The sequence below is a fragment of the Hymenobacter sediminis genome, from assembly GCF_003231285.1.
Taxonomy (GTDB): Bacteria; Bacteroidota; Bacteroidia; order Cytophagales; family Hymenobacteraceae; genus Hymenobacter; species Hymenobacter sediminis.
Genome location: NZ_QKNS01000001.1, coordinates 790,260 through 812,694, shown reverse-complemented (window position 1 = coordinate 812,694; position 22,435 = coordinate 790,260). Strand labels below are relative to the sequence as shown.

Annotated in this window: 17 protein-coding genes; 4 read left to right on the top strand and 13 right to left on the bottom strand. The window is 59.2% G+C overall.

Annotated features, from left to right (window positions below; all coding sequences use genetic code 11):
- Window positions 1-24: 24 nt before the first annotated feature.
- The 8 genes from DNI29_RS03390 to DNI29_RS03355 all read right to left on the bottom strand — a co-directional run bounded on the left by DNI29_RS03390 (window position 25) and on the right by DNI29_RS03355 (window position 8,151).
- Window positions 25-1,557, bottom strand: a complete 1,533-nt coding sequence (locus tag DNI29_RS03390; RefSeq protein WP_110976647.1) for an ArnT family glycosyltransferase — start codon at window positions 1,555-1,557, stop codon at window positions 25-27.
- 184 nt (window positions 1,558-1,741) lie between these two features.
- Window positions 1,742-2,260 carry a hypothetical protein gene (locus DNI29_RS03385; protein WP_110976646.1) on the bottom strand — a complete coding sequence of 173 codons (519 nt, stop codon included), beginning with the start codon at window positions 2,258-2,260 and terminating at the stop codon, window positions 1,742-1,744.
- A gap of 86 nt (window positions 2,261-2,346) precedes the next feature.
- Window positions 2,347-4,383, bottom strand: a complete 2,037-nt coding sequence (uvrB, locus tag DNI29_RS03380) for an excinuclease ABC subunit UvrB (protein ID WP_110977280.1) — start codon at window positions 4,381-4,383, stop codon at window positions 2,347-2,349.
- A 183-nt stretch (window positions 4,384-4,566) separates the two neighbouring features.
- Complete coding sequence (locus DNI29_RS03375) at window positions 4,567-5,028, bottom strand: hypothetical protein (protein ID WP_123823051.1); 462 nt, start codon at window positions 5,026-5,028, stop codon at window positions 4,567-4,569.
- 56 nt (window positions 5,029-5,084) lie between these two features.
- A complete protein-coding gene (locus DNI29_RS03370; RefSeq protein ID WP_202910364.1) occupies window positions 5,085-5,432 on the bottom strand; it encodes a DUF6970 domain-containing protein in 348 nt (115 codons plus the stop codon).
- A 39-nt stretch (window positions 5,433-5,471) separates the two neighbouring features.
- Entirely contained in the window at window positions 5,472-5,834 is a 363-nt protein-coding gene (locus DNI29_RS03365; RefSeq protein WP_110976644.1) for a DUF6970 domain-containing protein, read from the bottom strand.
- Window positions 5,835-5,861: 27 nt separating this feature from the next.
- On the bottom strand, window positions 5,862-7,478 hold the full coding sequence (locus DNI29_RS03360) for a hypothetical protein (protein ID WP_110976643.1): 1,617 nt from the start codon (window positions 7,476-7,478) through the stop codon (window positions 5,862-5,864).
- Window positions 7,459-8,151 carry an RNA polymerase sigma factor gene (locus DNI29_RS03355; RefSeq protein WP_110976642.1) on the bottom strand — a complete coding sequence of 231 codons (693 nt, stop codon included), beginning with the start codon at window positions 8,149-8,151 and terminating at the stop codon, window positions 7,459-7,461. Before DNI29_RS03355 ends, DNI29_RS03360 begins: the two co-directional genes overlap by 20 nt.
- Before the next feature lie 448 nt (window positions 8,152-8,599).
- Here DNI29_RS03355 and wrbA point away from each other — a divergent pair, with 448 nt between their 5' ends.
- Window positions 8,600-9,211, top strand: a complete 612-nt coding sequence (gene wrbA, locus DNI29_RS03350; RefSeq protein WP_110976641.1) for an NAD(P)H:quinone oxidoreductase — start codon at window positions 8,600-8,602, stop codon at window positions 9,209-9,211.
- A 106-nt stretch (window positions 9,212-9,317) separates the two neighbouring features.
- Here wrbA and DNI29_RS03345 read toward each other — a convergent pair whose 3' ends face one another.
- The 3 genes from DNI29_RS03345 to DNI29_RS03335 all read right to left on the bottom strand — a co-directional run bounded on the left by DNI29_RS03345 (window position 9,318) and on the right by DNI29_RS03335 (window position 15,021).
- Window positions 9,318-12,611, bottom strand: a complete 3,294-nt coding sequence (locus DNI29_RS03345) for a PAS domain-containing sensor histidine kinase (protein WP_110976640.1) — start codon at window positions 12,609-12,611, stop codon at window positions 9,318-9,320.
- Window positions 12,612-12,881: 270 nt separating this feature from the next.
- Window positions 12,882-13,622, bottom strand: coding sequence for a LytR/AlgR family response regulator transcription factor (locus DNI29_RS03340; protein WP_110976639.1), 741 nt, complete (start codon window positions 13,620-13,622; stop codon window positions 12,882-12,884).
- Between the two features lie 130 nt (window positions 13,623-13,752).
- Entirely contained in the window at window positions 13,753-15,021 is a 1,269-nt protein-coding gene (locus tag DNI29_RS03335; RefSeq protein WP_110976638.1) for a sensor histidine kinase, read from the bottom strand.
- A gap of 241 nt (window positions 15,022-15,262) precedes the next feature.
- Here DNI29_RS03335 and DNI29_RS03330 point away from each other — a divergent pair, with 241 nt between their 5' ends.
- The 3 genes from DNI29_RS03330 (at window position 15,263) to DNI29_RS03320 (ending at window position 20,043) form a co-directional block, all read left to right on the top strand.
- Window positions 15,263-16,201 carry an ABC transporter ATP-binding protein gene (locus DNI29_RS03330; RefSeq protein ID WP_110976637.1) on the top strand — a complete coding sequence of 313 codons (939 nt, stop codon included), beginning with the start codon at window positions 15,263-15,265 and terminating at the stop codon, window positions 16,199-16,201.
- A gap of 42 nt (window positions 16,202-16,243) precedes the next feature.
- A complete protein-coding gene (locus DNI29_RS03325; RefSeq protein WP_110976636.1) occupies window positions 16,244-17,095 on the top strand; it encodes an ABC transporter permease in 852 nt (283 codons plus the stop codon).
- 341 nt (window positions 17,096-17,436) lie between these two features.
- Window positions 17,437-20,043 (top strand): TonB-dependent receptor, encoded by a 2,607-nt coding sequence (locus DNI29_RS03320; RefSeq protein ID WP_110976635.1) that lies wholly within the window; start codon window positions 17,437-17,439, stop codon window positions 20,041-20,043.
- A gap of 165 nt (window positions 20,044-20,208) precedes the next feature.
- Here DNI29_RS03320 and DNI29_RS03315 read toward each other — a convergent pair whose 3' ends face one another.
- Complete coding sequence (locus tag DNI29_RS03315; protein WP_110977278.1) at window positions 20,209-20,958, bottom strand: LytR/AlgR family response regulator transcription factor; 750 nt, start codon at window positions 20,956-20,958, stop codon at window positions 20,209-20,211.
- 52 nt (window positions 20,959-21,010) lie between these two features.
- Window positions 21,011-22,114 (bottom strand): sensor histidine kinase, encoded by a 1,104-nt coding sequence (locus DNI29_RS03310; RefSeq protein ID WP_110976634.1) that lies wholly within the window; start codon window positions 22,112-22,114, stop codon window positions 21,011-21,013.
- Window positions 22,115-22,435 lie beyond the last annotated feature (321 nt).

Below are 22,435 nucleotides of genomic sequence, written 5' to 3'. Positions count from 1 at the left end.
TTCTCAGAATTCAAATTTGCTACCCTACCGGGGAGCCTCAACCACCAGTGTCTGGCAAGCTCCTACCTCCTGGACAGGGCGCAGCGTAAACCGAGCTGCCAGTTGCTGCCGAAGCCGGGCATCACACACCACAACTGTATCAGCGGTGTGCAGGGCCCCAAGCTGGCGCTGATTGCGCAGCGTTAGTTGCAGGCCCAGCTCTTGCTGGTAGGCCAGCTGGTAGAAGGTGAAAACCGGGGCATAGTCACGGCCAGGATCATGCGGGGTAGAAATTGTTGGACTCTGGATGACATCGGGGACTACCACGGTTAGCGCACGGGCGCCGGCAGCCGAGGCGGCTTTCAGATGGGCAGTATAAGCATCGTACTCGTTGTTGTGCTGCACTTCCGTGCGCAGATCTATAGTCATGTCGCGGTAGGGCAGCAGAAAGATAAGGGCTGTACCCAGCAGCAAGCCGACTGATTCGGGCAGGTAGCGGGCTACGTAGACAGGGTACATAGCTTGCCAAATCCAGGCTAGGCCTAGGCCTACTATCAGGGCAAGGGCGGGGTACACGGGCGCTTCGTACCAGGCCATTTTGGTGGTGGCCGAGCTGATTACGGCCAGCCAGCTACCGCTAAACAGCAGCAGAAGCCCAACAGCCCGGCGCTGCCGCATATCTGGCTGCAACCAAGCCAGCAACGCCGCCGGCAGCAAAAAACCTATCCACGGCACAAAATGCCGCATTTTGAGATACTGCAGATAGAAATTCCAGGGGCCGCCAAGGTTGTTGAGGGGGGTAGTGTACCGGCCACCCAGCTCGTTTTCCTGCACGGCTTGCCAGTAGCCGGGCGTGGCCCACTCGTGAGCCGCATAGTAGCCTCCTATCAGCAGCACAAACAACCCGATGGATGCATAGAGCTTTTTATCGGTAATCAGTTCGCCTAGCTTGCCCTGCCAGAGCACATACACCGCTAAGCCGGGCAAGCCCAGCAGTCCGGCTACTCCTTTGGTCAGGACGGCACAGATCAGGGCGGCGGTGAAGAGCCACCAGTCGCGGCTTTTTCTCAGCTCCAGATACCGAAAGAAGCCCACCATCAGCAGTAACTCCCACAACACCAATAGGCCGTCGTAGTCGCCGGAGCGGGCTACGTGCACCCGGAAATAGCCGCCGGAAGTCAGCAGCACCAGCCCGGCGAATAGCCCGGCGGGCACACTGCGCAGCACCCGCACGCTAAACCAGTACAGCAGGCTAACGGTAACTATTACAGCCACCAGTATGGGTAGGCGGATGGCCAGCTCCGTAAAGCCCAGCAGCCGAATACAAAGCGCCTGCAGCCAGATCAGCAGCGGCGGCTTGGTGTTCCATAAATCCGGTTGGCCCTCGAAGTGAGTAACCAGCCAGTTGCGGTTCAGCGCCATTTCGGCCGCATTTACCGCTATCCTCGATTCATCCCACAGGTGAATGGGCTCGTGGTACATCCCATAAACCAACGGCACAACCGTCAGCAACAGCAGCAACACATATAAGGCCCGGGCCGGATGCCGCCGAAACCAGGTTTGTAACGGGTATATCATATCAGTAGCCTTCCTGATGCCAGCTTCTCTGCTCCGATCAGACGAAGCATTGCGGGGAACTGGCCGGCCGAAGGTACCGGATTCAGCTAAAGCAGCCGGAATAGACGGGCTTTATTCTTTGTTGACTTTCTGCCTCACCTTTAGCTCAAGGAACGAGGTTTGGGGTGGCAGCGGGGGGTAGGACTTACTTGCTGATAGGCCGCCGCAGTAGGTAGCGGGTCTGGGTCAGACTTTCAAGGGCGGTAGTGGTGGTGTAGGTCGGTTGCTGCGGGTCGTTATAAGCCAGGGTAGTTTCCTGCTTTTGCGTGGCCTTCAGGGGCTGTACCGAAGTTTGGACTTCTACCAGCTCCCAACCGGCTTCGGCCAACTCATTGAGGGTAGTAAGCAGCATTCCGTCTAGCTCCCCAAGGTCGGGGCCGGAGAAAAGGCCGGCCTTTTTTGGTGCCAGCTTGGTGTTGCCGCGCCAAGCCGGGGCCAGATAAATGCATTGGTCGTTGTAGAGACGTACTTGCTGGTACTGATACCGCACACCGTTGGCCGCCGGGAGCTTGGTAGTGCTGGCTACTGGTTGCAAAGCGGCGTCTGGCAGCTTGGGTAGCTCCGGGTGGCGGCCCCGGACGGGGTTGGGGCTCTGAGCGACGGCCAACTGCCCCAGCAGCACAGCTGGTAATACAAGCGAGAACAGGCGTATAAATGGCTTCATAGCGAAACACGATTGTAGAAAACAGAAGGGGTAGGAAAGCCGTGGCTCCCCTACCCCTCCTGTTTTCTACAATCGTGCCGGAACGGCTAGTCGCGCTTGGTTTTGAGTACCTGCTTAAGCGCGGCCAGCTCGTCGCGGAGCTTAGCGGCAGTCAGGAAGTCGAGGTCTTTGGCGGCAGCTTCCATCTGCTTCTCCGTCTGCTTCACCAACTTCTCCAGCTCTACCTTGCTCATCATCGACACCACCGGCTCGGCCGCAATTGCCAAGGCTACATCCTCAGTGGGGCCAGCGTAGTTCGGGGTTTCCGCAATGCGGTAGTCCGACAGCGAGGTTTGCTCCATGATGGCCTCTCGCGACTTGCGCACGGTTTTGGGCGTGATGCCGTTCTCCTCGTTGTAGGCCATCTGTACGGCGCGGCGGCGGTTCGTCTCGTCGATGGCGCGCTGCATGGAGCCCGTAATCCGGTCGGCGTACATAATCACCTTGCCCCGGTCGTTACGGGCGGCACGGCCCATGGTCTGGATAAGGCTGCGCTGGTCGCGCAGGAAGCCTTCCTTATCAGCGTCGAGAATAGCTACCAAGCTTACTTCCGGTAAGTCGAGGCCTTCGCGGAGCAGGTTTACCCCAATCAGCACGTCGATTTCGCCCAGGCGCAACTGCCGCAGAATCTCTACCCTATCCAGGGTTTTCACATCGGAGTGCACGTAGCTGGATTTGATACCCAAGCGCTCCATGTACTTCTGCAGTTCCTCGGCCATGCGTTTGGTGAGGGTCGTTACCAGCACTCGGTCGCCCATTTTCACGCGGTTGTCTACCTCGTCCAGCAGGTCGTCAATCTGATTAACGCTGGGGCGCAGGTCAATTTCGGGGTCGAGCAGGCCCGTCGGACGAATTACCTGCTCCACCACTACCCCGTTGGCCTGAGTCAACTCGTAGTCGGCGGGCGTGGCCGACACGAACACGGCTTGGCGCACCATACCCTCGAACTCGTTGAAGGTCAGGGGGCGGTTGTCCATGGCCGAGGGCAAGCGGAAACCATACTCCACCAACGCCGTTTTGCGGCTTCGGTCGCCGCCCCACATCGCCCGGATCTGGGGCATGGTTACGTGGCTTTCATCGACCACCAGCAGGAAATCGTCGGGGAAGTAATCGAGCAAACAGAAGGGCCGGGAGCCAGGCTGGCGGCCGTCGAAATAGCGCGAGTAGTTCTCGATGCCCGAGCAGTAGCCCAATTCCCGAATCATTTCCAGGTCGAACTCCGTGCGCTCCATGATGCGCTTCGCTTCGGCATCGCGCCCCTCCTTCTCGAAGTAGGCGTGCTGCTGCACCATGTCGAACTGAATTTCCTTGATGGCCTGGTTGAGCGTATCCTTGCCGGTTACGAACAGGTTGGCGGGGTAGAGCGTTACCGATTTCTCGTCGCTGAGCTTTTTGCCGCTCACCGGATCAATCTTGTGGATGGCCTCAATTTCATCCCCGAAAAAGAAAATACGGAAAGCGTGGTCGGCGTAGGCCGGGAACAGGTCCACCGTGTCGCCCTTCACCCGGAAGGTACCACGGGTAAACTCCTGCTCCGTCCGCGAGTACAGAATCTGCACGAAGGAGTAGAGCAGGTTATTGCGCGAATAGCGCAGGCCCGGCGCCAGATAAATCACGTTCTTCCCGAACTCCTCGGGGTTGCCAATACCATAAATACACGACACCGAAGCAATGACCACCACGTCGCGGCGGCCCGAAAGCAGCGTAGACGTGCAGTGCAGCCGCAGCTTCTCAATTTCCTGGTTGATGGCCAGGTCTTTCTCAATGAAAACGTCGGTAGAGGCTATGTAGGCCTCGGGCTGGTAGTAGTCGTAGTAGCTGATGTAGTACTCGACGGCGTTGTTAGGGAAGAACTGCTTGAACTCGCCGTAGAGCTGGGCGGCCAGGGTTTTGTTGTGGCATAGCACCAGCGTGGGCTTGCCGGTTTGGGCAATAACGTTGGCCATGGTAAACGTTTTGCCCGTACCTGTGGCCCCGAGCAGCACCTGCGCCGGCTCACCGTTGTTGATGCCCTCCACCAATTGGCGGATGGCCTGGGGCTGGTCGCCGGTGGGTTTAAATTCCGAGGTCAGTTGGTATTCCATGCGGGGAAAGATAGGCCAGAAAGGGTAGCCTATGATAACTGAATTCAATAGAGGGAGGTTTCCCGGAAAAAGAAAAAACCCGTCCGGCTGGCGGACAGGTTTTCCCTTCGGATTACAAATCAGTTAATGCGGCACCCGCCTATTTATGTGGTTGAGCTCTTCCCAGCGGAGCGCAGCGCTTTGCTAGAGCTCTGCCACCCACCGTTTTTCTTCTCCTATAGGCACCTGCAACAAGGCTGATTTGCCGCCGGGTAGCTCCTGAAGCCGCAAGTCCTGCACCGTAGTTAGCCAATCCTGCTGATTTGGGACGGTCATATCTACCAGCCGGATGGTGAGCTGCACAGTATTGGTTTGGACGTTGTGTGCTATCTGCACAGGCCAATCGGGGGCGTTGGCGTAGGCTTTGGTAGCCAGTTGCCGGCGCAGGTAGTCGAGGCTGTCAGAGGGTAACGTGGAGCTATAACGCGCCGGAAACACATAGACCACGGACAGGCCACGTGCGTTGGCAAGAGTGAACAGCTGCGGTATTGTGGTGGCATCTTGGGTGCCAATTGCTACCTGCCCTGGTACAAAGTCCAGCGCTTCTTCTTTCTTGCTGCATCCCAGCAGCAAAAGCACTAACAACAGGCAACAGTACCGCGTCATAGGCCAAGTAGTAAGCCGGTTTACAAGAAACTTTCTGTCTCAGCAGCAACCGGCTCCTACCGCGGGTCGCGCCACACGAGCTTGCCGTCGGTAGCAGCAGAAGAAAAATCGGGGCAGCGGCCGTCGCCTTTTCCAGAGAGCCCACCGCTAGGAGCACAAATAGGGTTTAGACATTCATCATACACCATGTTGTACTGGTCGCAGCAATTCGCTGAAATCGTATATACCCGTTGGCCCTGATAAGTATATTCCCAGATTTCGGCTGCCGGGTTCTGCTTGGGTTTTCCTCTTAGCTCTTCAATCTTGAGCTGAATTTTCTCCTCGCACACGTCTTTATCCTCTTTGCACTGCGTCAGGCTCAGCATGGTGCCTACCAGTACCAGCAAGCATATTATCTTCCTCATGATGTATAACAATGAAAGGTTAGACTAATATGCTCACCTCTACCGTGGGTCGCGCCAGATCACGAGGGGGTCGGTGGCGGCGGTAGCGAAATCGGTGCAGCGGCCGTCGCCATCGTTGCTGGGGCCCAGGGTGGCAGCACATAGCACGTTGCCGCAGGCATCAAAGAGGTAGTTGAAGCCGGTGCCGCCGGTTACGAGGTACACCCTGCGGTTCTGGTAGGTGTACTGGATTACCTCGGCTGCCGGTGTTTGTTTGGGTTTCTGCTTGAGCTCCTCAATAAGGGTAGCAGCAAAGTTATTGGGGCAGGTAAGGCTGGCGGGTTCCTCCAGGGCATCGGAGCAGGAAGTAGCTCCTCCCAGCAGGAAAAGCCACAACAGAAAGCAAATGCGTAAGCGGCTCATGAAAGAAAAGGAGCTCCCGGACTCCGACTATTGGGTAATGGGTTGGGGCTTGGCCGCGCCGAACTCTACGCTGGCTTCCAGGCCGAAGCTGTAAGGCCGGCTCTGGCGCGAGCCATGTTGATTAGGGTTAGCGTTGAGGGTAGTCAGTCCAGCCTCGGCCGTGGGGCCTACCACTACGTTCCAGCCCGAGGCCGTAGGCTGATAACGAACTCCTGTACCGCCGCGCACCGAGGTCAGTATCTGCCGGTACGGCGACTCCGCCGATTTTAGGGTGTAGTTGAGGGTAGCTTGCGGGGTCCCTTCTACCTCGGAGCGGCTGCTCAACAGTACGCTTACGGCCGCTCCTACCTTGGCGTACAGGGAAAGGCCCTGTTTGGTAGAGCCGTAGCGCACGCTCACGGGCACGGCGGCGGAGCGGTAGCGGTAGTTGGTCACGCGCGGCTGAACCGGTGCCGGGCTGTACGCTGCCGGGCGGTTAAACAGGTCGGCGGCCGTAGGGCCTACCTGCTTGCCATTCACGAATCCATAGGAGGTAGCGGAGCTGGCACGCTGCTCAGCCACTTCGGCGCCGGAAGTAACCGTCCAGTGCTTGTTCAGGGCGTAGGAAACCAGCAAAGCAGCCCGTTGGCTAACCCCAGCCCGCAGGTTGCGGCGGAACTCATCCTCGGCTTCTTCCTGGTAATAGTCGCGCAGAGCGTTAGTAACTGCGGTAGAGCTCGTGCGGCCATCGGCGCGCGAGAAGTTGACGTTTGGATTGTAGGAGCCCACGGCATAGCCGCCACCCAGCCGCAGCCGCCGCCACAGCTTCTGGGTTTCTTTCTGCTCGGGTTCTTCTATATCGGTAAGCTCAGCCGGGATAGTAACGCGTTGCGGAGCAGTAACCAGCGCTGGCTTAAGGCTATCGGGGTGCAAAAGGCCAAGGTAGTTGCGCAGCTGGGCTGCACGGGGCTGCATACCCGCAAAGCTAGCCAGGAAGGATGGGCCACTGCCGAAAGCTTGGCTTTCATTCCCACCAGCTCCGGCCGCCCGATACAAAGTAGCGTAGTGGCCGGCGGCGGAGTTTGCTGGGTCAGCAGAATAGAACAGGCCCGATGATGCTGCCCGCTCACCTGCGACCTGACCACCACGAATGTTAGTGCTGCCCTGCGGCACTCCGGCGTAGCCTAGCTCAGACACAGCCGCAGCTTCAGCGGCACTACCAGCAGCCAGGGCCAGACCAGCAGCTTCTCCGGCAGCAACCGAAGCAGCGGAAGCTTCGGCCCCAGGCGTAGTTGTTGCCTCGGGGTTCAGGCCGGTTGCGGGGGTAGTGGCTTGGTCAGCAGGACCGGTTGGCAGCAGCACTGCCAGATCGGGGCCAGCCACAGAGCCCTTCTGCCACAGAAAAGCCCAGCTGCCAAAACCCAGCGCCAGCAGCAGGCAGGCGGCGGCTACCCACCGGTGCATCACCAGGCGGCGGCGGTAGGTTACGTTTTCCTGTACTACCTGCTCGTTCTGCTGAACTATCAGTTCATGGTCGAGCTGGTCCCAGAAACTGGCGCGCGGAGCCACCTCTGCTTCGGCAAACTTCTGCCGGAACAGATGCTCCAGGTCGCCGGTCGGGCGCTGGTCGGGGGTGTGAGGTGTATTAGGAGCGGATGCTGCCATGTGTGCGGTGGGCGTCGAGACGCTCGAGTTTACTTTTCAAAATGGCCCGGGCCCGGGAGTACTGCGACTTACTGGTTCCTTCCGAAATACCTAGCATTTCGCCGATTTCCTTATGCCCGTAGCCTTCAATGGCGAACAGGTTGAACACCATGCGGTAGCGCGGAGCCAGGTCCTGAATCATGTTCAGCAGCTCCTCGAAATTGTAATTGGAAAGCGTGAATTCCTCGCCGGCCAGGTCCTCGGGGTACTCGCCTCCGTCGCTGACTGCCACCAGCGGGGCATTGCGGCGGTGCTGGCGCAGAGCAGCATTGACCATGATACGACGAATCCAGAATTCCAGCGGGCACTCGCGGCGGAAGCTGGCCAAGTTTTTAAATACGGTCAGAAAGCCTTCCTGCAATACGTCCTCGGCCTCAAAGGTGGTTTGGGCGTAGCGCAGGCAAACAGCCATCATGCGGCCAGCAAATCGTTCGTAGAGATACTTCTGCATCAGGCGGCTACCGGCCAGGCAGCCATCAAGCAGCTCCAGGTCGGAGAGCTGCGAAGGCGGAGTAAGGGTGCGCACGGGAGCGGATAACGACGGGGATAGTGACTCCGAGCGGGCCGTAGTGGCGCTACCCGGTAACAGGCTGCGTAGGCCGCCCGCTCCCAGCGAAGCCGACAGGGCGCTCATCGGGTGCTCCGGCCCTGACCGGGTCCGGCGTTACGAGGCTCACCAGCGGTCTGCCCTTTCCGTGAGGGCTTGGTTCCGCGCAAGTAAGAATGCTGCATACGCTGCAATGTCAGATAAAATAAAGCAGGTAACCTTCTGTCTGGAAAGGAAGGCTGTGCCAGTAAGATGCCGCTCAGGCCAGAGAAGGTTGCATCGGAAGTTCAGGCTTTTTTCAGAACTCCGCCGCAACTGGATAACTCCTGAAAACTACCAACTAAAAAGCAGTTGGGCTATAACCTATTCCAGCAATACCATGTACATACACATGTAGCTTAACAGGTACGCTTTCAGCCATGTGAACGGCAGCTACGTATCAGCTTCAGCAAGCTACGGCCGAGTCTACCTGATTCGGCTGGGCTTTCCTACCTCTTGCTTTTCATTTAACCCTCTTCAACCCCACTTCTTGCTTATGAAAACGCTTGTGCTGTTTTACTCCACGTATGGTCACGTATACAAATTGGCGGAAGCCGTAGCTGAAGGTGCCCGGCAGGTAGCCGGCAACGAGGTGGCGCTCAAGCGCATCCCTGAAACGCTACCCGCCGCCTTGCTCGACCAGATTGGAGCCACGCAGGCCCAGAAAGCATTTGAGCACATTCCGGTGGCTACTCCCCAGGAGCTGGAGCAGTACGATGCCATTATTATCGGGACGCCCACGCGCTACGGCAACGTATGTGGGCAGGTGCAGGCTTTCCTGGATGCCACCGGCGGCTTGTGGGCCCAGGGCAAGCTGATTGGAAAAGTAGGCGGTGCTTTTGTGAGCACCGCTACCCAGCACGGCGGCCAGGAAACCACCATCCGCTCGTTGCATACCGAGCTGCTACACCACGGAATGGTAATTGTGGGGCTACCCTATGCCTGGCAGGGCCAGATGGGCCACGAAGAAGTTACGGGCGGCACGCCCTACGGCGCCAGCACCGTGGCTGGCGGCCAGGGCGAGCGGCAGCCCAGCGCCAACGAGCTGGAAGGCGCCCGCCACCAAGGCCAGCACACTGCCCAAATTGCCAGCAAGCTTGCTAGCTAACAGCCAGGCTACAGCTAAAACAAACACGGCGAGCCAGGTTTCTGGCTCGCCGTGTTGCGTTTAAAAGTTCGGGCTTCCTACCCCCGCTTGCAGTCATAAACCCTATCTATGGGGTTGATTGCCGGAAATACACGGAGAAAATTGACCCCTCATTCAGGGTGCTCTGGACTTCTATATGGCCACCGGCGTTTTCCACACTACGCTTCACCATGTAAAGGCCGATACCGGAGCCCTCAACGTGGTTATGAAAGCGCCGGAACATGGTAAACAGCTGGGGTTGCTGCGCCGGGGTCAGGCCCAGGCCGTTATCCTGAATGGAAAGCACGATGTACTCGCCCTGCTGATGGCAACGGATGCGCACGAGCGGCGGCTGATCGGGGCGGTGGTACTTAATAGCGTTGCTGAACAGATTGTACACCACTGAGCGCAGGTTTTTCGCCGAAAACGACACGCTGTTACACTCCCCCAGGTCTAGCTCCAGCCGGGCGCCGGTTTCCTGAATAAGGGGTTGCAGGTCCTGGCGCACATCCTCTATAATAGGCCCCAGCTCTACTTGAGTGATGGGCTGATCATACTCCTTTTGCAGCTTAGTTACGTCGCTGAGGTAGTTGAGGGTCCGTTGGAAGCGCTGCACCGATTCGTGCATCATGCCGAGCAGGGGATGCAGCTGTTCGGTAAGGACGGCCTCGGGGGGCAACTGGCTCTGCAGAGCATACAACAGTCCTTCAATGTTCGTGATGGGCGCCTTCAGGTCGTGAGAGGCCGTGTAGATGAAGTTGTCCAGATCGACGTTGGTACTCACGAGCTGCTGATTGGTAGCCCGTAGCTTCTCAGCCAGCTGCTGCAAGGCCTGCTCAGCCTGCTTTTGCTCATGGATATCTACCACCGTCCCGATAAAGCCTTCCATCTCCTTTTTGACATTGAAGCGGGGTAGGCCACTATCCAGCGCCCAACGGTACTGCCCGTTATGGTGGAGCTGCCGGTATAGTATACTGAACGGCTCTTGCCGGGTCAAAGCCTCCAAAAAGATAGCGCGGGTAGCTTCCTGGTCTTCCGGATGAATGGCTTCCAGCCAGCCAAAGCCCAGGGCCTCGGCGGGCGTTTGGTTGGTGTACTCATACCACCGCTGGTTGAGGTAGGTGCACTTGCCGACGGCATCTGTTACCCAAATTATAACGGGCACATTGTCAGCTAGGCGGCGCACGTACTGCTCGCTTTTCTCCACCATCTGGCGGGCTCTTACCTGGTCGGTTACCTCGTGGGCGAATACCATCACGCCATCTATGGTTCCAGCTAGGTCGCGGCGGGCTTGGTACGTGAATGTCCAGTACAGATCATCTAAGGGTCCGCCCTCATGGCGAGCTACCTGCAACTCCATTTCCTGGGCAACAAAGGTTTCGCCGGTGCGGTACACGCGCCCCAGCACCTCCGGCACCAGGGTTCCTTCTAGCTCGGGCAAAGCTTCCAGCACCGTTAAACCGAGGAGCTTCCGACCCGGAAAAATGCGCTGGTAAGCCGGGTTCACGAGCTGATAAACCAGGGTAGGTCCATTGAGAATGGCGACGGGGGTAGGCGCTTCCATGAACAGATCTTGCAGCAGGGCCTGTTGCCGATTAGCCTCCTGCCGGGCTTCAACCTGCTCCGTAATATCAAGTACCACGCTGTAGAACCCGACTACCTCGCCCTCTACTATATTGGGCACGTAGCTGGTGCGGATGTGTTTCACCAGATTATCTCGGTAGGGCATCCGAATCTCAAAATCGACCCGCTGCCCGGTCAAAGCTTGGTCGATATATTCTTTCGCGCTCTGGTAGGCAGCCGGCCCAATGATCGTCCAGATCGGTTGCCCCAGCAGCGTTTCCGGCTCTCGGCCAAACCAGGTTTTGTAGGCCCGGTTGACGAAGCGGTACTTTCGCTCCTGGTCTACATAACTGATCAGTACGGGAAGCGAATCAGTTACCAGCCGGAGTTGCCGGGCCGCGGCCTCGCTGGCCTGGTGGGCTTCTACCTGCGCCGTTACCTCAAAAGCAAACACCACTACCCCATCTATCTGTCCTGACTCATCGAAGTGAGGCTGCTGCACGTAGTCGAAGTAGCGGTTTTCCAGCACTCCGGCTTCTATATCCACCAGCGGAATTAGCATGCTCAGGTTTTCGTGTGCGCGGCCGGTTTCATACACTTGGCGCAGGAACTGGTACACGGCATGATCCGCAATTTCGGGGAGGGCATCCAGTACGGGGCGGCCCTGTAGCGTGCGGCCCCTGAACAGCTTTTGGTAGGCTGGGTTGACCAACTCAAAAACCAGCTCCGGTCCTTTTAAAATACAGATGGCCGCCGGAGCCTGCATAAATAGCCGCTCCAACCGGTCTTTCTGCCGTTCAGTGGCGGCCTGAGCTGCCCGCAGCTCTGCCGTGCGGCGCTGCACCCGCACTTCCAACTCTTCGTTCAGCTGCTGAAGTTGCTGCTGGGCCAGCTGTAGGGCCGCGTTATTGGTCAGGAATTCCTCATTGGCTACCTGTAGCTCTTCATTGGTCACGGCCAGCTCCTCGTTGAGGTACTGCACCTGCTGGCGGCTCGTTACCTGCTCCGATACGTCGAAGGCAAAGATGGTAACCCCGGTTATTTCTCCTTCCGCGCTGCGGATGGCCTGGTAAATAAAGTTGAAGTATAGAGGGTCGAGCCGACCGGAGTTGGAGATGTCGAGGTAGGCCACCTGCTCCCGCCCGTACACCGACTCACCGGTGCGGTACACGCCTTCCAGCAGAGCAAAATACGGCTGACCTTCTAGCTCCGGCCACGCTTTGCGCAGGGGCAAGCCCAGCAAGGTACGCTCGCCTACCAACGCCTGATACTGAGGGTTTACTAACGTGAATACCAGCTCAGGGCCTTCTAGGCTGGCAATGCAGGCCGGCGCCTGCATAACGAGGGTGTGCAATTGCTGGCGCTGGGCCTCAGCTTCGGCTAGGGCTTTCTGCTCGCGGCTTTGGCTTTCCCGCAGGGCTTGTTCCACTACAGCACTATCCGGTTGGCTTAGCTGCGTAAGAGCTAGCAGCAGCAGCGGACCGCTCCGCCGGGCCTGGAGGTGGTAGCGCAAAGTACCAGCAGGGTGAAAATAGTCGGCTTCGTGGTGGCCGGCAGCACCGGTTTCAGCAACTTGGTGCAAAAAGCGGAGTAGGCCGGTTTCCTCAGCAGTGGCGAAACAGGTGCTCAGGAGGCGGGCCGGGCGCTCAGGCAGCGCCAGTTCGCGCTGCCCGGCCGGATTCAGGTACTCCAGAAAAAAATCGGATGGCTTACCCAACGGCACCTCGGCAGGCCGTAGCAGCGCCAAGGGCGTTGGCGAGAGGCTTAATACGTCCTGCAGCAGCTCAGGGGCAGAAACGGAATCAGATAGAGGCAGCATCGAAAGCTAAACAGGCAGAAGATAAAACTGGATAGGGCCCGCTCACGCACACCGGTAGCACTCCTACCCCCCGCGCCGCGCCACCCCATGCGCCCGTTCTGGGCAGTTGGTCAGTGCTTAGTTGCTGCCTGGGGGTAAGCGCTACGTAAACATAAGGATTCAGCACCACAGCCGCCTCGCCGGCCCTAGCCACCCTACCCAGCCCAGCACTCCCAACCACCCGTCAGCCCCTGGGTTGCAGTTTAGGTACACCAAACTGCATTCAACTTGCTACAGCAGATTGTGCGCTTTGATGAGGTTGGCAAAATATTCCCGGTAGGTGTCGCCGATGGGCAACAAGCGCCCGGCCACTTGCACCTTGCCGCGCTCTACGTGCTCAATCCGGCTTAGGGCTACCAGGTACGATTTATGGATGCGCGCGAATCGCTCGGGCGGTAACACCTCCTCTACCCGCCGAAATGACTGCAGCGTAAGCACTTTCCCGGTGGTAGTGTAAATCATGAGGTATTCCTTCATGCCTTCGATGTACAGGATATCATCGAAGGCAACGCGCTGCAGGCGGTGCTCATTCTTCACGAACATGGCGTCTGGGGCGGTGGGATGCACTTCGGGGGCCGGGCCGGGGGTAGGCACCACGGGGGTTGCTCCTACTGCGGCCCCCAACTGCTGCCGCACTTTTTGCACGGCCTGCACAAACCGCTCGAAAGCAATGGGCTTAAGCAAGTAATCCACCGCATTAAGCTCGTAGCTGCGCACGGCATACTGGTCGTAGGCGGTAGTGAAGATGATGCGTGGGCCGGGCTGGGGTAGCAGCTGGGCCAGTTGCACCCCCGTGAGGCGAGGCATATGAATGTCCAGAAACACCACGTCCACGGGAGTATCCTGCAGGAAAGCCAGGCCGGCCAACGCATCGTCGAACTGTCCTTTCAGCTCCAGGCCGGGCACCTGAGCGCAGTAATCAGCCAGCAAGTCAAGGGCCAGGGGCTCGTCGTCGAGGATAGCGCAGGTCATGTGCGGAGGTTATAAGATGATGAAGTAAATAGTGACAGGTAACAGGTGCTCGGTACACAACACCAAAGCAGGCGCAGCCTTCTTGCCACGGACGAGCGCCTATCTGCCTGTGGTACGCTAAGATACTCGCCTACCCCAGCAGTACCAGCGTAACCAAGTGCTGACCGGGCGGACTTTGCACATCCAGAACGTAGCGGCCAGGGTAGAGCAGCTCGAGGCGGCGGCGCAGGTTCACGAGGCCTACCCCGCCGGGCTGCTTGGGCAGTTCCCGCTCAGCATCGGCGGGAGCTACGTGGTTGAGCACCGAGAAGCGCAACAGTCCATCGGAGGCCAGCACCAGGGAAATATGCACGGCCACGGGGCGGGCCGTGAGGTCGCCGTGCTTAAAGGCGTTTTCTACCAGCGGTAGTAGCAGCAGAGGCGCAATGGGGTGGGCGCACTCCGGAGAGGTGCCCGTTACGTCAAACTGGATGGCATCCTGGGCCGAGGCCGACAGCCGCAGGCGTTGCAGATCCAGAAAGCTGCGCAGGTGGGCTACCTCCCGGCTCAGGGGCACCGTATCGGTACTGCTTTCATAGAGCAGGTAGCGCATGATTTCGGCCAGGCGCAGCACGGCCTCGGGGGCTTTATCGGACTTGCGGCTGGTCAGGGAGTAGATGTTGTTAAGTGTGTTGAAGAGAAAGTGCGGGTTGATCTGGGTTTTGAGCATGGCTAGCTCCGTGAGCAGCTGCTGGCGCTCCATTTCGCGGCGGTTGCGCTGTCCACGGATGTAGTCGCCGGTGATGCGCAGGGCCGAGCTGCTCCCCACGATAAACGCCCCAATGATGCCCGCACTGATGATGCGCATCCAGAACTCCGGCATCGGGGGCTTTTCCTTGTGTTCTTTTATAGCCTCAGCTACTGCCTTCTGCTTATTAGTCGTTGCCGGCGCGCGGTACGCCGAAACCTGCACACTCTTGCGCGAAGTCTGGGTAGTAACCCACCCCAGCAGCGCGGCATAGGGCAGCACCAGTAGGGCAGCTAGTGCCACGTACTGCATTATCCGGGCCCGGCCCAGCGTACGCGGAATCAGCCAGCGCCAGGTGAGGTAGAACAGCAGGGCCCCGCACATATCTTCCAGGAGCAGGCGCCCCAGCAGGGGTAGCACGGGCTGCCACCCGGCGGCCGTGTCCGGAAACCGGGGCAGGGCAGCTAGGGCAGTGCCGAGCTTGAGGGCATCGAGGGCAAAAAGCCAGAGCCAGAGCAGCACATGAACGGAGCGCGGAATGGGGCTGTACTCGGAAGTGGCCGACCAGTTAGCCGACCGGAGCATGGGCCGCAGCCAAGCCCGCCAGCCCAGCCGAGGAGCTACTCGTTCTTCCACCACTGGGGCAGCACTGGGCGCGAGGGGTACTTCCATGCCTAAACATACGCTTTTAGGGGGCCGGAAAGGCCTTTTTTTCAATCAACTCCGCACCAGTACCCACCAACGCCCCCGCTGATGCGGTTAACCCGAAAGCAGCCGGCTCAGGGCACTTCAGGCGGGGTTGGGCTGACAAAAGCACTTGTTACGGGAAGCAACCGCCAGATTGGTTGAATAGCGCCGGGCCGATATAGTAAGGGCGCTACGTTTGCCAACGTCATCCAACCAACCCAGCGCCATGAACCCTTCCTCCTCTGCCTTACTCGCTACCCAGGGCCTGTACTTCAACTTCGGTAAGCGGCCCATCCTGCACGATGTAAACCTGCTGGTGGAGCCGGGCAGCATTTACGGCTTTCTGGGGCCGAACGGAGCTGGCAAAAGCACCACCATGCGCCTGCTGCTGGGGCTGCTGCGGCCGGCGGCGGGCTCGGTACAACTGTTCGGGCATGATCTGGCCCGTCACCGGGTGGCAGCCCTGGGGCGGGTAGGGGCTCTCATCGAGAACCCCTCCTTGTACGACCACCTGAGCGGGCGTGAAAACGTGGAGGCTACCCGCCGCCTGCGCGGTATAGCCGCCCACCGCACCGCCGAGGTGCTGGCGCTGGTTGGCCTCACGGATAACGCTCACCGGGCAGCTAAGGAGTACTCCCTGGGCATGCGGCAGCGCCTAGGTCTGGCCATTGCCCTGCTCTCTGACCCCGATTTGCTACTGCTGGATGAGCCGACCAACGGCCTTGACCCGAACGGCATTATTGAGATGCGGGAGCTGCTACGCCACCTGCGCGAAGAGCACGGCAAAACGATAGTGGTCAGCAGCCACCTCATCAACGAAATTGAAAAAGTAGCTACCCACGTTGGCGTGATTCAGCAGGGTAGGCTGGTGTTTCAGGGCAGCCTGCCAGACCTGCAGCGGCTACAAACGGGCCGGGCCCGGCTGGTACTGGAAACCGAAGACGCCGATACCTGCCGCAACCTGCTGCCGCGCCTGCTGGCCGGGGCTACCCTCGTGGGAGCGGGCACACTCTGGCTGCCCTGGATTTCGAAAGAGCAAACTGCCGAACTGGCCGCTGCCCTCACGTCGGCCGGACAGCCACTCTACGGCCTGCGCCTGGAGCAGCCCAGCCTGGAAGACACCTTCCTGCACCTAACCGAAGCGAAAGCCGAACTGGTGCGCTAATCCTGCCCTGTCTTTCCTCTATCCTACTTCATCTGCATCCTTATGAATCCGGTTCTGACCTCTGCCCTGCCCGACTTCCCTACCCTACCCTCGGCCCCGAACCCGTTTGTTCAGCTGCGCCGGGCCCTGGCATCTGATGCGCTGAAGCTGCGCCGCACGGCTGCCCTGCGCCTGACGCTGCTGAGCGGGGCTTTTCCGGTGCTGCTTACCTTTTTGATCCTGTTCTTCAAGGGCCACGTTATCCTGAAAGCGGGTGGCACGCCCTGGCCCAAGTTCATCATGATGAACTGGCAAACGGCCGGCACCCTGCTCCTACCCCTGTTTGTGGTGCTGCTGACGAGCCTGGTGATCAACATCGAAACCAAGGCTACTGCATGGAAGCACCTGTACGCCCAGCCCGTGGGTCGGGGCGCCGTATTTGTGTCCAAGCTGCTCGTCGTTCTGGCCCTGAATGCTGTGGCGCTATTACTTTTCGTAGCCCTGATACTGGGCGCGGGTGCCTTGCTCGGCGTGCTACGGCCAAAGCTGGGCTTCCAGACCTATGCCGTGCCGTTTGAAGCCTTGCTCTGGATGCTGGGCCGCACGTACATCGCCACGCTGGGGCTGCTGGCGGTGCAGTACATCGTGAGCTTGCTGTGGCGCTCTTTTGTGGTGCCGGTGGGGGTAGGAATGGGGGCAGTGGTGGCTACTATTGCTCTGCTTTCCTGGGAGCACGCCGATAAAATTCCGTACGCGGCGCCCCTGGCTACGGCGGTTTCCATGCGCATGAGCAAGGCAGGCGTTCTGGAAGTTTCTCACGAGCTACTTAAGCACGAAGGCTACAGCCTGCTCTGGTTTGCGGGTGCTCTGTTAGTGGGCTACGTGCTGCTCTACCGCCGCAACATAACCAACTAAAATTCCGGTCCGGCCTGGGTGGTTGCCGCTCAAGCCCCTCGCGCCATCCGAACGACATCGGCCTACCCTCTGCCACGACCTCAACCCTCGGCAACGTCAACCGCCCAGGCCGGGGTAGGCAGCGCTGCGGGCCGAATGGGTTAAGCTGAACAAATAAAAAATGGTGGTGGGGCAACGGTAGCGCTCCTTTTTGGTCTCTTGGCCCAATCCGTAGCATCCTACCCCTCACTCATCATCCAATCCCTACGGTTCAGAGGTTGATTCTGACGCTTCAGCTACCTGCTTTTTTCCTCTTCCCTGCTACCCCTTCTCTTTGCTACTACCCTCCCTCGGTTACTGATATGAAAAACGCTACCCTGCCTCTCCTGCTGACTAGCTTGCTCACCGTTCCAGCTCTGGCCCAAACCACGCCGCCGGCGGGCGCTCCGGCTGCTGGTCAGCGCCCGGCCGGCATGCCCGCCGGAGCGGCCCCGGCCAAACCTGTTTTGCCTACTGCGCCTAAGGGTGCAGGCCGGCTGGAAGGCACCGTGCTGGACGCAGGCACCAAAAAGCCGGTGGAGTTTGCCACCGTTACGCTGCTGCCGCTGAGCGGCAATACGCCCGTAGACGGCGGCGTGTGCGACGAGCGGGGCCGGTTTTCCTTGAAAGGCCTGGCCGCCGGCGAGTTCCGCCTGCAAATCAGCTTTGTGGGCTATGCTACCCAAACGCGCAACGTAACCGTGGGCGCGGGCTTAACCACGCTGCCCACCATTCAGTTGGAGTCATCGGCGCAGAAACTGGGCGAGGTAACGGTAACCGGCGAGCGGGACGTGGTAGAAACCAAGCCCGACCGCATTGTGTACAACGCCGATAAGGACTTGACAAATGCGGGCGGCACCGCCGCCGACGTGCTGCGCAAAGTACCCCTGGTAAACGTGGACCCCGACGGCAACGTGGAACTCCGCGGCACCAGCAACGTGCGCGTGCTCATCAACAACAAGCCCTCGGGTATTGTAGCCTCGTCGGTGGCCGATGCCATGAAGCAAATTCCGGCCGACCAGATCAAGAGCGTAGAGGTAATTACTACCCCCTCGGCTAAGTACGATGCGGAAGGCACGGGCGGCATCATCAACATCATCCTGAAAAAGAATAACCTGGAAGGCATAAACGGCTCAGTGGGCCTGGCGGGGGGTACGCGCAGCTCCAACGGCAACGCCTCGCTGAACTACCGCAAAGGCAAGGTAGGCCTGACTAGCTCCGTGAGTGGTTTCGGCTTTTATAGCCCCAACCGCAACGACCTAGTGCGCTACCTGAAAACCCCGGAAGGCGAAGTAAAATCGTTGGAGCAGGAAGGCGACGGCAACACGATTGGCGGCGGCGGCTTCGGGCGCCTTGGTCTTGACTACGACCCGGCCCAGTACCACAACCTGACCTTGAACGTGCAGGGCAGCATGTTCCGCAACAGCGGCAATTACGACCAGTTCAACAACGTGCTGCTGCCGGCTATAGCGGCCGACCAGTTCACCCGCGACACTGACCGCCGCTTCCGCACCCAGAGCTACGATGTGAGCGGTTCCTACACCCGCACCTTCGAGCAGAAGCGCCGCGAGTGGAGCGTGCTGGCCCAGCACACCCGCAACCGCAACTTCCAGGATTACTACCTCGACCAGTTCCGGGGCCGCACCGAGAGCAACGAGGCCAAGGACTACCGCGAAGAAAGCGAGAACCTGGCCCGCAACCTCGAAACTACCTTGCAAACCGACTACGCCCTACCCTTCTCGGAAACCGCCCTGCTGGAAACCGGAGCCAAGGCCATTCTGCGCCGCGTGAGCAGCGACTACGACATCTATAACAGCGCGCCGGGGAGCAGCAACATCGACCCGGTGTACAACCCCAGCCGCTCCAACCTCTTCGACTACAACCAGGATGTGCTATCCGGCTACGGCACCTACGGGTTTTCAGCCTCGAAGAAAGTAAGCTTTAAGCTGGGGGCGCGGGTAGAGCACACCCGCATCAACGGCGACTTTCAGCAGCAGGAAAATCAGAACTCCGGGGTATCGCAGAACTACACCAATTTCCTGCCCAACCTGAGTTTGAGCTATCAACCCCAAAACCCCAAGAAGCCCGGCCAAAGCGTGCGTTTGGCTTACTCAGCCCGTATTCAGCGGCCGCAAATCTTCTATCTGAACCCCTTCCGTAACACCTCCGATAGCCTCAACGTCAGCTACGGCTACCCCGATCTGGAGCCGGAACTGACTCATAGCTATGAGGTGAACTATACTACGTTCATTAAAGGCTCGGTGCTGAACCTCTCGGCTTACGCCCGCCGCACGGGCAACGCCATTGAGGCGGTGCGCTTTATTGACCGAAATGGCGTTAACAACCAGACTTTCAGAAACATAGGTCGCAACGCCACCTTCGGCGTGAGCTTGTTCACCTCAGTAAAGCCCATGCCGAAGTGGGATGTGAGTGGCAACGTAAACGTGTACTACGTGTCGCTGAAAAGCCCCGGGCTTAGCTTCGGAGAATTCGGGGAAGACGCCATTAATACTGCCGCCTACTCCAACGACGGGGTGATGTACAACCTGAACCTGAACTCCAGCTACAAGTTTGAGAAGGGCCTGAGCGTGCAGTTCTACGGGGGCCTGAACTCGCCGCGAGTGCAGCTGCAGGGCAAGCAAGCCGCCTGGACGTTCTACTCCCTAGGCCTGCGTAAGAACATGCTCAAGGACAAAGCCGACCTTACTTTGAATGCCGATAACTTCCTGCAGGCTACCCGCAACCTGCGCTCCGAGCTGAACACGGAGCAGTTCCGCCAGGTAAGCAACAACTACATCTACCTGCGCGGGGTGCGCCTGGCCTTTAACTACCGCTTCGGCAAAACCACCACCCAGCCTCAGAAGCGCCGCCGCAGCATCCAGAACGACGACGTGAAGCAGGGCGAAGGCAATGGCCAGGGCCAGCAGTAATGTGAAGTAACGATTGGGTGAAGGATGATGAGACCTGACTAAACAATTCATCAGTCACCCAGCCCTACCCCCTAGAATGAAAGCAGTCCCTGACGTGCGAACGTCAAGGGCTGCTTTCATTCTAGGGGGTAGGACGAGGATGATATTAGTGGGCCTTTTTACTTACTACCTCACTGCCCGGCCGTGGAAGCGGAGCTGCTCCAGGAACGCTTCGCGGTAGGTTTCGCCGATGGGCAACAGCGTACCGTACACCTGCGCTCGGTTGCGCTCTACAAATTCCAAGTGGTGCAGGTTGATGAGGTAGGACTTGTGAATGCGCGCAAAGCGGCCTGGGGGCAGCAGTTCCTCCAGGCCGCGAAAGGACTGCAGCGTAAGCATGCGGCCAGCGGCGGTATAGAGCATCAGATACTCTTTTTGCCCTTCGGCATAGTACAGGTCCGAGACGGATACGCGGTGCAGCCGGCTATCCTGGCGGATGAATAATACTTCATTAGCGTGTGCTTCTGGCTGCATGGGGGTAGGCGCAAGAGTCGGGCGCAGGGCGGCCTGGGCCCGATGGGCGGCCTGCACGAACCGCTCGAAGCGCACAGGTTTCAGGAGGTAATCCAGGGCGGGCAGCTCGTAGCTTTCGGCGGCGTACTGGGCGTGGGCCGTGGTGAAGATGATGCGCGGCGCAGGCTGGGGAAGCAATTGAGCGAGCTGCAGCCCGTTCAGGCGCGGCATGTGAATATCCAGAAACACTACATCTACAGGGTTTTCGTGCAAGAATGCCACGGCCGCCAACGCCTCATGAAAACGCCCTTTCATTTCCAGGAAAGGTACCTGCATGCAGTACTCGGCCAGCACGTTCAGGGCCAGGGGCTCATCGTCAATGATGACGCAGGTTAGCGGGCGGCGCGCCCCAGCAGTTTCCATAGCAAGCATTGTAATACAGTAAACATACACCCCAGCGAGCCAGGGTAGGCGACTATAACTGCACCTCCAGCGTAGCGCAGAATGCGGTGGTAGTGGCGGTGGTAGCCAGCGCGTGCTGCCCTGGGTAGAGGAGCTGCAGGCGGCGGCGCAGGTTAGCCAGCCCTACCCCACCGGCCACCTCCAGCCCCGGCCCGCCACCCACGGCTACATAATTTTCCACCCTGAACTGCAACCTCCCGTCGGGCTCCAGCCGGAGGTGGAAGCGGGCTACGTGAGGCCGGGCTGCTAAGTCGCCGTGCTTGAAGGCGTTTTCTACCAGCGGCAGAAGTAGCATAGGCGGCAGGCGCCGGGCGTACTCGGCGCCGGGCGGCAACAAAATGGTGAAGGGCAGTACCTCGTCGGCTTCCTCGGGCGGCAGGCGCAGCAGTTGCAAGGCCAAGAAACCGCGCAGGTTACTGATTTCGCGGGCTAGCGGTACCAAGTCGTCCGAGCTGTCGTAGAGCTGGTAGCGCATCAGCTCAGCCAGGCGCATCACCGCTTCGGGAGCCTGCGGCGAGGCCTGTAAGGTCAGGGAGTAGATGTTGTTGAGCGTGTTGAAGAGAAAATGCGGGTGTAACTGGGTTTTCAGTAAGGATAGCTCGGTGCGCAGGTGCTGCTGTTCTAGGGCCCGGCGGCTTTCCCGTTCTCGCAGGTAGTCGCCGGCTAAGCGCAGGCCGCTGCTGAGCAGCAAAATCAGCCCACCCAGCGGCACATGGTAAGCCAGCAGCAGTTGCATGTGCGCCGCCAGGTTCAGGCGCATGGGTCCTTGCTGCACGCCTTCCTGCCAAAGTACGCTCGCGCCTACCCGGGCGGCGGCAAACAACAGCAGCGCCGCCACCGCCGCCACCAGAAACGCCAGCCACCGCCGCGCCCGAAATAGCCGAGGCTGTAGCACCAGGTAGTTCAGGTAAAACAGGGCGCAGTCGAACACGTCGGCTAGTAGGGCGTTGCGCCAGAATACGGCCGGACTTTCGGGGGCTTGGTAGTACAGTCCGGCCCGGGTAAGCCACAATTGGGCATCGGTGTACACCAGCAGTCCTAGCCACACCAAATGCGGCCACGGCACCCGCAGCTCCCCCGATGGCAGTAGCAGACGGCGGGCAGAAGAACGAGGCATACGTGCAGAAATGAAAGTAGTGCGGAAGCAGGTGGGCTAATGTAGCACGGCAGCCAGCGAATGGAGCTGTTTTTTCAACTACTCCCCTCACCAACTCAATCACCACCTGTTGCCGGCCTACCACTGCCTCAGCAGCTAACCGCTTACCCGAGTAAACGGGAACTGATTTTACCTAACGGGAGGCTCTACCAGACTAAGCTTTTCAGGAGTTAGTTGAGGAAAAACCCCAGGTTGGTTGATTTCTGTGAGGTAGGTAGAAAAATAGAGAGTAGGTTCGTAACGTTCTGCCACCATTATCAGCGGACAAGGCTCTGTTACCTG

Coding starts and splice junctions, on each gene's coding strand:
- DNI29_RS03390 (WP_110976647.1), bottom strand. CDS start 1,557: ATGATATACCCGTTACAAACCTGGTTTCGGCGGCATCCGGCCCGGGCC.
- DNI29_RS03360 (WP_110976643.1), bottom strand. CDS start 7,478: ATGGCAGCATCCGCTCCTAATACACCTCACACCCCCGACCAGCGCCCG.
- uvrB (WP_110977280.1), bottom strand. CDS start 4,383: ATGGAATACCAACTGACCTCGGAATTTAAACCCACCGGCGACCAGCCC.
- DNI29_RS03315 (WP_110977278.1), bottom strand. CDS start 20,958: ATGGAAACTGCTGGGGCGCGCCGCCCGCTAACCTGCGTCATCATTGAC.
- wrbA (WP_110976641.1), top strand. CDS start 8,600: ATGAAAACGCTTGTGCTGTTTTACTCCACGTATGGTCACGTATACAAA.
- DNI29_RS03345 (WP_110976640.1), bottom strand. CDS start 12,611: ATGCTGCCTCTATCTGATTCCGTTTCTGCCCCTGAGCTGCTGCAGGAC.
- DNI29_RS03375 (WP_123823051.1), bottom strand. CDS start 5,028: ATGACGCGGTACTGTTGCCTGTTGTTAGTGCTTTTGCTGCTGGGATGC.
- DNI29_RS03355 (WP_110976642.1), bottom strand. CDS start 8,151: ATGAGCGCCCTGTCGGCTTCGCTGGGAGCGGGCGGCCTACGCAGCCTG.
- DNI29_RS03365 (WP_110976644.1), bottom strand. CDS start 5,834: ATGAGCCGCTTACGCATTTGCTTTCTGTTGTGGCTTTTCCTGCTGGGA.
- DNI29_RS03370 (WP_202910364.1), bottom strand. CDS start 5,432: ATGAGGAAGATAATATGCTTGCTGGTACTGGTAGGCACCATGCTGAGC.
- DNI29_RS03325 (WP_110976636.1), top strand. CDS start 16,244: ATGAATCCGGTTCTGACCTCTGCCCTGCCCGACTTCCCTACCCTACCC.
- DNI29_RS03310 (WP_110976634.1), bottom strand. CDS start 22,114: ATGCCTCGTTCTTCTGCCCGCCGTCTGCTACTGCCATCGGGGGAGCTG.
- DNI29_RS03330 (WP_110976637.1), top strand. CDS start 15,263: ATGAACCCTTCCTCCTCTGCCTTACTCGCTACCCAGGGCCTGTACTTC.
- DNI29_RS03320 (WP_110976635.1), top strand. CDS start 17,437: ATGAAAAACGCTACCCTGCCTCTCCTGCTGACTAGCTTGCTCACCGTT.
- DNI29_RS03335 (WP_110976638.1), bottom strand. CDS start 15,021: ATGGAAGTACCCCTCGCGCCCAGTGCTGCCCCAGTGGTGGAAGAACGA.
- DNI29_RS03340 (WP_110976639.1), bottom strand. CDS start 13,622: ATGACCTGCGCTATCCTCGACGACGAGCCCCTGGCCCTTGACTTGCTG.
- DNI29_RS03385 (WP_110976646.1), bottom strand. CDS start 2,260: ATGAAGCCATTTATACGCCTGTTCTCGCTTGTATTACCAGCTGTGCTG.